Source organism: Stenotrophomonas genospecies 3, from assembly GCF_054473855.1.
Genome location: NZ_JBTMUR010000007.1, coordinates 254,802 through 264,952 on the forward strand (window position 1 = coordinate 254,802; position 10,151 = coordinate 264,952).

A 10,151-nucleotide genomic window follows, 5' to 3' on the forward strand; every position below is an offset into this window, starting at 1 on the left:
GATGAAATTCACGACACTGGCCAAGCGGGCGGCCAAGGACATGCTGGAAGCGGAAGATCTGATCGCCTTCGTGCAGGAGCACGGCGCCGAAGGTGGCGAGGAGATTGAGCGGCTGCGGATACTGCACGGTTGGCCGGATGATGGCCTGCTGGGCGATGGTAGCCGGGTCGTACCGTTCGGCGGCTGGGCCAAGGCCTGTACCGCCTGGGGACGCCAGGGCGTTGAAGGCCTGCGCGATATGCTGGGTGACCCCCAGCTGGCAGTGTTCGCGCTCGGCACACTGGCCGATGTGGGTGGCCCCGCAGCCATTGCCGTCCTGCTGGACTTTGCCGAACGCGCTGACTGGTCGCGTGCGGGCACACCGCGTGATCTGCCCTGCCAGGCGCTTTACTGCCTCAATACCGCGCTTTCAGGGAAGACCGGCGTTGAGGTTACACCCGGCATGCAGGCGTCGATGCTGCGTATCGCCAAGCTCATCTGGGACGCCAGGGTGCCCAATGTGCATTTCCTGGCGCAGGCACTGTATTTCGTGCGCCATGCCGACCCGGTACCAGCGCTCGCCTGGGTCGAGCAGTTGCGGGTGGACGACCCTGTACTGGTCGACGCACAGCGCAGCGTCCTGAAGCGTCTGAAAGAGCACGCCGCCCGGCACTGAGCGAGCGGCCCAGTCCGGGTACGCGCCGCGACTCAGCCCGCGCAGCGCGCGCAGAGGCCGTGCACTTCCAGGGTCTGCGCCTGCGGCTGGAAGCCCAGCTCCTTGGCACGCTTCTCCAGCTGGGTGACGATCTCGCGGTCTTCCAGCTCCACCGCGCTGTGGCAGCTGTTGCAGATCAGGAACGGCACCGAGTGCGCGGCACTGCTGGGATGGTGGCAGGCCACGAAGGCATTGACCGATTCCAGCTTGTGCACGAAGCCATTGGCCATCAGGAAGTCCAGCGCACGGTACACGGTGGGCGGGGCATCAGCGCCCACGCCCTTGCCGTTGCGCACCCATTCCAGCAGCTCGTAGGCCTTGACCGGCTTGCCGGCCTCGGCGATCAGCTTCAGCACGTTGGCGCGGATCGGGGTCAGGCGCAGCCCGCGTTCGCGCGAGACGCGCTCGACCACCGCCACGAAATCCGATGCGTCGTGGACGTGGTGGTGCGGGGCGGTGCAGGCAGTGGCGGTCTTGGCGGGCATGCGTGTTCTCCGGTTCGGGCCTGGCAAGGATGCCTCAGGCCGTTGCTACCTTGGTGATGGCCACATCAATGCGTTTCAAGGCCTGCTCGCGGCCGGCCAGGTACACGGTATGGGAAATGTCAGGACTGACCTGGGTGCCGGTGATGGCCACGCGCAGCGGCTGGGCGACCTTGCCCATGCCGATCTCCAGCGCGGCGGCCGCGTCGTGCAGGGCGACGCCCACCGACTCGGCGGTCCATTCCGGCAGGGCGGCCAGCAGCTCGCGGGCCTTGCCCAGCGCCACTTCGGCACCGGCCTTGAAGTGCTTGGCCACCGCCGCTTCGTCGTACTCGGTCAGCGGCTGGTACCAGACCACGGCCTTCTCGGCCATTTCCTTCAGGGTCTGCACGCGTTCACGCAGGGCGATCACCACATCCTCCGGGGCGGGGCCGGCGGCCACGTCCAGGCCCAGCTTCTGCAGCTGGTAGACCAGGTGCGGCACGATCGCGGCCACGTCCTCGGTCTTCAGGAAGTGCTGGTTGACCCAGCCCAGCTTGGCCATGTCCAGGCGCGAGGCCTTGGAGTTGCAGTCCTTCACGTCGAACAGGTCGATCAGCTCCTGGCGGCTGAACAGCTCCTGGTCACCGTGCGACCAGCCCAGGCGGGCCAGGTAGCTCAGCAGCGCATCGGGCAGGTAGCCGGCGTCCTTGTACTGCATCACGTCGGCCGCGCCGGTGCGCTTGGACAGCTTGGCGCCCTGCTCGTCGAGGATCATCGGCATGTGGCCGAACTTCGGCACCGGCGCGCCGATGCCTTCGTACAGGTTGATCTGGCGCGGGGTGTTGTTGATGTGGTCGTCGCCGCGGATGACCTCGGTGATGCCCATGTCCCAGTCGTCCACCACCACCGCGAAGTTGTAGGTGGGGTAGCCGTCCGGGCGGAAGATGACCATGTCATCCAGCTCGCTGTTGGCGATCTCGATGCGGCCCTTGATCAGGTCGTCGAACACCACCGTGCCTTCCAGCGGGTTCTTGAAGCGGATGACGCGGTTCGGGTCGTCCTTGCGCGGCAGGCCCAGTTCGCGTGCAGCGCCGTTGTAGCGCGGCTTTTCCTGCCTGGCCATGGCGGCCTCGCGCATCGCGTCCAGCTCTTCGCGGGTCTCATAGGCGTAGTAGGCCTTGCCGTCGGCCACCAGCTGCTCGGCCACTTCCAGGTAACGGGCGACACGGTCGGTCTGGTAGATCGGGCCTTCGTCATAGTCCAGGCCCAGCCACTCCATCGCCTCCAGGATCGCGTCGATCGCGCCCTGGGTGCTGCGTTCACGGTCGGTGTCCTCGATGCGCAGCACGAACTCGCCGCCACGGTGGCGGGCCTCCAGCCAGCAGTACAGCGCGGTGCGGGCACCGCCGATGTGCAGGTAACCGGTGGGGCTGGGGGCGAAGCGGGTGCGGCAGGTCATGGACGGCTCGAGGAACGGGAATCCCCCGATTTTACCAGCCCGCCGCCCCCGACGGAAAAAGGGGACGGAGGGGATTAAGTCGCGATTGCCCAGCCGCTGGGCCTGCAACCCGGAAACGGAGGGGAGAAACGACTTAATCCCCTCCGTCCCCTTTTACGGTTCTACCTTGCGCGGGAAGGACTGCTCGCGCATTGCGGCGTTGTAGGCGAACGAGGCGACGATGGCCGCGGCCTGCTTCAGGTCTTCCGGTTCGGCGTGGTCCCAGGTGTCCAGGTGGCTGTGGTGGACATTGGTGAAGTAGTCCAGCCGGTCCTGGATGAACTGGAAGCCCGGCAGGCCGATGCGGTCGAAGCTGATGTGGTCGGTGCTGCCGGTGTTGCGGGTGGCCACGGTGGTAGCGCCGACGTCATGGAACGGGGCCAGCCAGGCTTCGAAGATCGGCATCGCCGCCAGGTTTTCCTGTGCATAGATGCCACGGAAGCGGCCCGAGCCGTTGTCCATGTTGAAGTAGACCTGGAACTTGCCGTAGTCGCGGGTCTTCTGCAGCGCGCCGGTTGGTTCGCGCAGCGAGGCCGGCAGCGCCTTCTGCGCCGGGTCGGTGGGTTCCGGGAAACGGCCGAAGTGCTTGGCCACATAGGCCTGCGAGCCGATCAGGCCCTGTTCCTCGCCGCTCCACAGCGCCACGCGGATGGTGCGCCTGGGCTTGGCGCCGGTGGCCTTGAGGATGCGCATCGCTTCCATCATCACCGCCACGCCGGCCGCGTTGTCGGCCGCACCGGTACCACTGTGCCAGGAATCCAGGTGCGCGCCGATCATCACCACTTCATCGGGCCTGCTGCTGCCACGGATCTCCGCCAGCGTGTTGTAGCCGGGCTGGTCGGCCTCGTCGGTGAAGCGCGCAGCCACATCCACGCGCAAGCGCACGGTCTGCTTGGCCTCCAGCGCGCGCACCAGCGGATTGAAGTGCTCGCTGATCATCGCCAGCTCGGGAATGCCCACCGACTCACCGGCCTTGCGCGAGCCGCCGCCGGCAACGCGGATGATGCCGTTGTCCCAGCTGCTGATGCTGATCGAGGCCAGCGCGCCTTCTTCCACGAAGAACGCATTGACCCTGGTCGCCAGCTGCTGGCGTTCCTGGTATTCCTTGACCCGCTTCGCACGCTCGGCGGTGGCGTCCTTGTCCTTGGGCAGGGTGAACTCCTGCAGGCCCTCCAGCGAGGTGGCGTCGTGGCGGTGCGAATCCGCCTCGGTGCCGCGCTTGTACTCGCGCGCCTCGCCCAGCAGCAGGATCTTGCCGCGCAGCTTGCCGCGGTACTTCTCGATGTCCTCGGGCTTCTTGATCTCGACCTGCACCAGTTCGCCTTCAACCGGTCCCTTGGTGCCCGGCGTCCACGCCTTCGGCAGTGCATGCAGCGGCTGTACACGGTCCCCCAGCATCTCCACGCTGGCCGAGGTGAACTCCCAGCCGCGCCCGAAGTCGTCGAAGGCTTCGTCGTGGACGTTGTCCAGCTTCCATTCGTTGAACTTGCCGCGGGTCCAGGCATTGGCGCGGCCCATCGCCGGCGAGTTGGTCAGTCGCGGGCCGATGCGTTCGGTGAGGTAGCTGAAGGTGTCCATCACCTGCGAACGGTGGAAGGCCTCCTGGCGGATGCGGCTGACCATGTCCAGGTCCACCGGCTCGCGCTGCTGCGCGCCTGCATTGCCACCCATCGCCAGCGCTGCGGCCAGCATGCCCCACTTCAACACATCGCACCCCTGCCCTTCGGCTCGATCATCAACCCATCGAGTCTAGCCAGCAGGGGCGCGCCGATACCGTCCCATCGGTCATGGACAGCGACAGTAGAGCCACACCAGGCGTGGATGAACAACCGAATCATCCACTCCATCCCAGCCACAACTGCGCCCGTTCCGGCAGCAGCAGCAACCAGTGCCGCCGGTCGATGCTGCTGCAGCCGTACACCGCCGCATGCGCAGGCCAGTCCTCGGGCAGGCCGCCGATGCCGATCTCGGCCAGCGCCTCCGCCCCGGCCTTCCATGGCCGGTAGCGCGGCACCCGGCCTGCCACCGCGCCGCGTCCCTGCCGCGCGCCCTGCAGCCAGCGCAATCCCTGACCCCGCAATCCCTCGCAGGTCACCGCCGCCAGCTGGAAGCGGACCAGGCCGGGGGCGATCCGTGCCCCCGGCAGGGCCGCCAGCACGCCATGTGCCTGCAGCAGTGCATCCACTTCCAGCAGGGCCGGAATCCCCTGCCGTGCCCGTTGCCGCAATCCCTGGCGCCAGCCCATGGCGTACTCCTTACTTCAGTTCCGCACCAAGCGCGTACCAGTCCACCCGGCGGGTCACCCACATCGCCAGCGCCAGGATCACGAACAGCAGCAGCGAACCCATCAGCAGCGCGTTGTTCTCCGACACCAGCAGGCCATACAGCGCGCCATACAACACGGTCAGCAGCGCAGCGAAGCCGAGGCCGCGCTTCCAGTGGCCCAGCACGTTGGCCAGGTACACCGCCTGCAGGCCGATACAGGCCACCGCCGAAACCAGGTAGGCCTTCCAGAACGCGATGTGCTCGGACAGGCTGATCAGCAGCAGGAAGAAGATCGCCAGCGCCAGGCCCACCATGAGGTACTGCAGCGGGTGGATGCGCAGTGACCTGATCAGCTCGAACAGGATGAAGCCGACGAAGGTGAGCAGCACGAACAGCACGCCGTATTTCGAGGCACGGTCGGCCTGGGTGTAGGCATCGACCGGATCAACCAGCGACACCGTCACCGCCTGCGACTCGACCGAACCATCATTGCGCAGCTGTCGCTGTGCATCGGAGGCCAGCGAAGACACCGCCCAGCGCGCATCGAAGCCCTGTGCGTCGACGCGACGTTCGTTGGGCAGGAAGGCGCCGCTGAACGACGGATGCGGCCAGCTCGAACGCAGTGCGATCTTGGTGTCATCGCCCACCGGCACCACCGACAGCATGCGACTGCCATCCAGGCGCAGCTCGAGTTCGACGGTGCTGGCAGCCAGCGTGCCGCCCTGTTCCGCAGCAAAACCGGCCACCGGCGCATGCAGGCCTCGCCCCACCTCGCTGGCCGCACCAACCCCCGGCAGCAGGCGCAGCTGCTTGCCATCCACGCGCAGGTTCGGCGTACCGACCAGACCACGCACATCGGAAATGCCCACCGCCACATACGGCTGGCCGTAGCTGCGGCCGGCCTTCACCGGATAGTCGTCTGCAGCGAACGTCGCCTTCATCTGGCCGTTCCAGCTGTATACCGGCACCTTGAACAGGCCGACCTCACGCTGGCTCGGCAGCATCTCGCCGCCCACCTCCAGCGACGCTGGCATCTGCAGCCAGTGCCCCTCGGTGACCTGCACCTCGGTCTTCTTGACGCCCAGCGGGTCGACCAGTTCAACCTGCTTGCGTTCCACCCACGGCACCACCCGCACCGGGCCCACCAGCTGCTGTGCACCGGCGCGGCTGTCGGCCACCCGTGAGAAGGCCTCGTCGCGGTACGCGCTACGTTCGTTGATGACCCCGCGGATCATCGTCAGCGGCACCAGCAGCAGCAGGATCAGCCCGCCGACAATGGCGAACCGCAGCAGCATCTTCAGGGATTTCATGGTCCATCCTCGTTGGAGAGGGCTGCAGGATGGACCGCCGCGGTGAGCAGGGTTTGTGGCGAATTTGAAGCGAGTGTGAAGTCAGCGGCGCGGGCGCTGGCCTGGCACACCCAAAGGCAGCCACAGGCTGGCCACGGTGCCGCCGCCCTCGCGGATATCCACGCTGGCGCGCCCATCATGCAGGCGCGCGACCTCCTGCACGAACGGCAGGCCCAGGCCGGAGCTGCGCCGCCCGCTGCCGGGGCGGGCCAACGAATAGAAGCGCTCGAACACCCGCTCACGCGCGTAGTCGGGAATGCCGGCGCCACGGTCGGCCACCTGCAGGCGCACGCCCTGCCCGTCCACCTCGGCCTGCAGCGCGATCTCCGCGCCGGCTGGCGAGAAGGCAATCGCGTTGTCGATCAGGTTGTGCAGTGCCTGCCGCAGCAGGTAGCCGTCGCCCTGCACACGCAGGTCGGGCACGTTGCCGATGCGGACCTGCACGCCGGCCGCCTGCGCACGCACCTGCGCGGCGGCCGCCGCATCGGCCAGCAATGCCGGCAGCGCGATCGGATCGCGGGTCTGCAGCCAGCCGTGCTGTTCCACTTCGGCCAGCGCCAGCAGCTTGTCGATGGTCTCGGTCAGCCGCTCCTGCTGGTCGACGATGCTGCGCGCGAAATGCACGCGATCGGCTTCCGGCAGCGGCTCCTGCAGCAGCTCGGCGGCACCGCGGATCGCCGCCAGCGGGCTCTTCATCTCGTGCGTCAGCGACTGCACGTACTGCTCGACGTAGGCCTTGCCCTCCAGCTTGCGGCGCATCGTTTCCAGCGCCTGGCCGAGATCGCCGATCTCGTCGCGACGGCGCCGTGGTGGTGGCACCGGTTCGCCCGCGCTGACCGCGCGTGCATAGCGGCTGAGCTGGCCGAGGCCGGTGGTCAGCCACATCGTCACCAGCACGCCGACCAGCGCCGACAACCCGATCAGCCACGCACCGCGCTCGATGATGGCGCGCTGGCTGGCGGCGATGAACGGATCGATGCTGCGGTTCGGCTGGGCCAGGCTGAGCACGCCGATCAGCGTGCGGCCGTCGGCCGGGTCGTACACCGGCGCTGCCACATGCATCACCGTATCGCCTTCCTCGCCCGGAATCTCGGGGCTGGAACGTGCGCCGTACTCACCGCGCAGGGTGCGGTAGACATCATTCCAGCGCGAGTTGTCGCGGCCGAGATCACGGCCCAGCGAATCGTAGATGACGATGCCCTTGGCGTCGGTGATGGTCACCCGGTAATCCAGCGAGCGCTTGGGGAAACGCCAGACCATCGCCTTCAGGTCGCGCTGCCGCGCCTTGGCCAGGTTGCGGGTGAAGCTGCCGCTGCGGATGGTGCCGTCCTTGACGTCGGCGGCGGCCATCTCGGCCAGCACGTTGGCCGCATCGACCAGGGTCGATTCCATCGCCTGGCGCACACCGGGCTTCACCTCGTTGACGAACACGCGCATCACGAAGAACGCGGCGATGCCGGTGATCAGGAAGAAGCCGAGGAACAGCTTCAGTACCAGGCGCATCGGCTAGACCTCCAGCGCGTAGCCGAGGCCACGGTGGGTGCGGATCGGGTCGTCGCTGGCACCGGCCGCGCGCAGCTTGGCGCGCAACGTCTTTACATGGGTGTCGACGGTGCGGTCGGCACTGTCGGCACTGCTGTCCCAGCCCCGGTCCATCAGCTGCGCGCGGCTGAGGATGGCACCCGGGCGCTGCAGCAGCGCTTCCAGCAGTGCGTACTCATAGCGGGTCAGGTCCAGCGCATGGCCGCGGAAGCGGATGCGCCGGCCCTCGCGGTCAATGGCGAACGCGCCATGCTCCTGCCAGCCCGCATCGGCGCTGGGCGCTGCGACGACCGGCGCCGCACGGCGCAGGCGCGCACGCACCCTTGCCACCAGTTCGCGCGGCGAGAACGGCTTGGTCATGTAGTCGTCGGCGCCCAGTTCCAGGCCGAGCACGCGGTCCACTTCGTCGTTGCGCGCGGTCAGGAAGATCACCGGCAGCTGCGCCGCCGGCCCGGCCTGCGCACGCAGCCGCCGGCAGACCTCGAAACCGCCCAGGTCCGGCAGGCCCACGTCCAGCACCACCACGTCGATATCTCCGTCCTGCAGCCGTTGCAGGGCCTCGCCGCCCAGCAGGCAATGGCTGGCGGCATAGCCTTCGCTGCGCAGCGCATAGAGCACGGTTTCGGCGATGGCGGCTTCGTCCTCGACCACCAGGACATGGGCAACGGGAGCTGTCATGGCGCGCAGCATAGCCGCTGCGGCCGCCGCCCCGTACACTGCCGCCCATGAACTATCGCCACGCCTTCCATGCCGGCAACCATGCCGATGTGCTCAAGCACATCGTGCAGCTGGCCCTGATCGACAGCTTCAAGCGCAAGGACAGCCCGTTCTTCGTGCTCGACACCCACGGCGGCGCCGGCCGCTACCTGCTGGCCAGCGAAGAGAGCCGCAAGACCCTCGAGGCTGAATCCGGGATCATGCGGCTGATGGCCCAGCCCAAGCTGCCCGAGGTGGTCGAGCGCTATCTGAAGGCGGTGCAGGCCGATAATCCGGTGGGCGCCCTGACCAACTACCCGGGATCGCCGCTGCTGAGCGCGCAGGCGATGCGCGCGCAGGACCGGATGGCGGTCTGTGAGCTGCAGGAAGCCGAAACGGCCACGCTGAAGGCTCTGTTCGCCCATGACAGCCGTGTCGACGTGCGGGCGGGCGATGGCTATGCGCTGCTGCGTTCGCTGCTGCCGCCGAAGTTCAACGGCAGCAAGATCGGCCGTGGCCTGGTCCTGATCGACCCGCCCTACGAGGCCCAGGACGCCGAATACCAGGCCGTTCTGGCCGCCCTGGCCGAAACCCTGGCGCGCTGGCCGCAGGCCACGTGTGCCGTCTGGTTCCCGATCAAGCAGCGCCGCACCATCCTGCACTTCCTGCGCAAGGCCACCGCCCTGCCGGTCAAGTCGGCGATGACGATCGAGTTCCTGGTGCGCCCGGACGACTCGCCGCTGCGCCTCAACGGCAGCGGCATGCTGCTGCTCAACCCGCCCTGGCAGTTCGACCGGGTGGTTGGCCCGGCCCTGCCGGCGCTGCGCCAGCACCTGGGCGAACCCGGGGCCAGCACCCGCCTGGATTGGCTCAAAGCCCCCGAATAACGGCCTTCACGAGGCTGTACCGCCGTGAGCCTTTCGTTCACGGAATGCAGCCCCGGTGATGCCACAATCGATGGACCACCAAGGAATCACCCGGTATGGCCACTCGCAACCGCATGCCGCCCTGGCATGAGATCTTCAAGGCTCCCAGCGGCCACGAGCTGCTGATCCGCCCCATCCGCCCGGAAGATGGCGCGCCGCTGCAAGCGGCGTTCAGCCTGTTCGGGCCGGAAGAAATCCGTGATCGTTTCCTGCAGGCGGTGACCGAGCTGTCGCCGGAAACCACCCAGCGCCTGACCCACCCGAATCCCAAGACCGAGATCACCCTGGTCGCTGCCGAATCCCTGCCCGCTGGCGAAGCGGTGGTCGGCGCGGTCGCCCGGGCCTCGATCATCCCCGGTACCCGTGAAGCCGAGTACGCGATCCTGATCAGCCGCTTCCTGATAGGCCAGGGCCTCGGCCGGCAGCTGATGCGCAAGCTGGTGAAGTGGGGCCGCGGCAAGTACCTGGACCGCCTGTACGGCGACGTTGCCGCCGAGAACGAGCCGATGAAGCAGCTGGCCGCCTCGCTGGGCTTCAAGCCGGTCCCGCACCCGACCGGTGCCGAAGGCCTGGTGCGGATGGTGCTGGAGCTGGACAACTGAAGGATGCGCCGGGCGTGCCCGGCGACGCATGCTTCAACAGTCGAGATCCTATGTTCGTGGTCAAGCCTGCTGGAAGCAGGCTTGACCCACCTTCAGCATGGCCGGATCGAAGTCC

The 10,151-nt window shown here is 67.6% G+C and carries 10 protein-coding genes; 3 read left to right on the forward strand and 7 right to left on the reverse strand.

Annotated elements, in window-relative coordinates; genetic code table 11:
• The first annotated feature begins 1 nt into the window (after position 1).
• Positions 2-655 carry a hypothetical protein gene (locus ACX9OT_RS11790; protein WP_459002203.1) on the forward strand — a complete coding sequence of 218 codons (654 nt, stop codon included), beginning with the start codon at positions 2-4 and terminating at the stop codon, positions 653-655.
• 32 nt (positions 656-687) lie between these two features.
• On the opposite strand, the gene ACX9OT_RS11795 is transcribed toward ACX9OT_RS11790, so the two are convergent.
• The 7 genes from ACX9OT_RS11795 to creB all read right to left on the reverse strand — a co-directional run bounded on the left by ACX9OT_RS11795 (position 688) and on the right by creB (position 8,502).
• A complete protein-coding gene (locus tag ACX9OT_RS11795; RefSeq protein ID WP_004150412.1) occupies positions 688-1,179 on the reverse strand; it encodes a Fur family transcriptional regulator in 492 nt (163 codons plus the stop codon).
• Between the two features lie 34 nt (positions 1,180-1,213).
• Entirely contained in the window at positions 1,214-2,617 is a 1,404-nt protein-coding gene (gltX, locus tag ACX9OT_RS11800; protein WP_049399599.1) for a glutamate--tRNA ligase, read from the reverse strand.
• 153 nt (positions 2,618-2,770) lie between these two features.
• A complete protein-coding gene (locus tag ACX9OT_RS11805; protein ID WP_049424552.1) occupies positions 2,771-4,348 on the reverse strand; it encodes a M20/M25/M40 family metallo-hydrolase in 1,578 nt (525 codons plus the stop codon).
• Positions 4,349-4,490: 142 nt separating this feature from the next.
• Positions 4,491-4,901 carry a hypothetical protein gene (locus tag ACX9OT_RS11810; protein WP_189719856.1) on the reverse strand — a complete coding sequence of 137 codons (411 nt, stop codon included), beginning with the start codon at positions 4,899-4,901 and terminating at the stop codon, positions 4,491-4,493.
• Positions 4,902-4,911: 10 nt separating this feature from the next.
• Positions 4,912-6,231 (reverse strand): cell envelope integrity protein CreD, encoded by a 1,320-nt coding sequence (creD, locus tag ACX9OT_RS11815; RefSeq protein WP_134952231.1) that lies wholly within the window; start codon positions 6,229-6,231, stop codon positions 4,912-4,914.
• An 81-nt stretch (positions 6,232-6,312) separates the two neighbouring features.
• Positions 6,313-7,773: a two-component system sensor histidine kinase CreC gene (gene creC, locus ACX9OT_RS11820; protein WP_459002207.1), complete on the reverse strand. Its 1,461-nt coding sequence runs from the start codon at positions 7,771-7,773 to the stop codon at positions 6,313-6,315.
• A gap of 3 nt (positions 7,774-7,776) precedes the next feature.
• The gene (gene creB / locus ACX9OT_RS11825) at positions 7,777-8,502 is read right to left on the reverse strand and encodes a two-component system response regulator CreB (RefSeq protein WP_107433386.1); all 726 of its coding nucleotides are present in this window, start codon (positions 8,500-8,502) and stop codon (positions 7,777-7,779) included.
• Between the two features lie 35 nt (positions 8,503-8,537).
• Between creB and ACX9OT_RS11830 the strand changes: the two genes are divergently transcribed.
• Together ACX9OT_RS11830 and ACX9OT_RS11835 are read left to right on the forward strand one after the other, a co-directional pair.
• A complete protein-coding gene (locus tag ACX9OT_RS11830) occupies positions 8,538-9,395 on the forward strand; it encodes a 23S rRNA (adenine(2030)-N(6))-methyltransferase RlmJ (RefSeq protein ID WP_024958156.1) in 858 nt (285 codons plus the stop codon).
• A 95-nt stretch (positions 9,396-9,490) separates the two neighbouring features.
• On the forward strand, positions 9,491-10,036 hold the full coding sequence (locus tag ACX9OT_RS11835; protein WP_004150340.1) for a GNAT family N-acetyltransferase: 546 nt from the start codon (positions 9,491-9,493) through the stop codon (positions 10,034-10,036).
• Positions 10,037-10,151 lie beyond the last annotated feature (115 nt).

Excerpts from the sequence above, each read along its gene's own strand:
- creB (WP_107433386.1), bottom strand. The coding sequence starts at position 8,502 with ATGCTGCGCGCCATGACAGCTCCCGTTGCCCATGTCCTGGTGGTCGAG.
- ACX9OT_RS11830 (WP_024958156.1), top strand. The coding sequence starts at position 8,538 with ATGAACTATCGCCACGCCTTCCATGCCGGCAACCATGCCGATGTGCTC.
- ACX9OT_RS11805 (WP_049424552.1), bottom strand. The coding sequence starts at position 4,348 with ATGCTGGCCGCAGCGCTGGCGATGGGTGGCAATGCAGGCGCGCAGCAG.
- ACX9OT_RS11835 (WP_004150340.1), top strand. The coding sequence starts at position 9,491 with ATGGCCACTCGCAACCGCATGCCGCCCTGGCATGAGATCTTCAAGGCT.
- ACX9OT_RS11810 (WP_189719856.1), bottom strand. The coding sequence starts at position 4,901 with ATGGGCTGGCGCCAGGGATTGCGGCAACGGGCACGGCAGGGGATTCCG.
- creC (WP_459002207.1), bottom strand. The coding sequence starts at position 7,773 with ATGCGCCTGGTACTGAAGCTGTTCCTCGGCTTCTTCCTGATCACCGGC.
- ACX9OT_RS11790 (WP_459002203.1), top strand. The coding sequence starts at position 2 with ATGAAATTCACGACACTGGCCAAGCGGGCGGCCAAGGACATGCTGGAA.
- creD (WP_134952231.1), bottom strand. The coding sequence starts at position 6,231 with ATGAAATCCCTGAAGATGCTGCTGCGGTTCGCCATTGTCGGCGGGCTG.
- gltX (WP_049399599.1), bottom strand. The coding sequence starts at position 2,617 with ATGACCTGCCGCACCCGCTTCGCCCCCAGCCCCACCGGTTACCTGCAC.
- ACX9OT_RS11795 (WP_004150412.1), bottom strand. The coding sequence starts at position 1,179 with ATGCCCGCCAAGACCGCCACTGCCTGCACCGCCCCGCACCACCACGTC.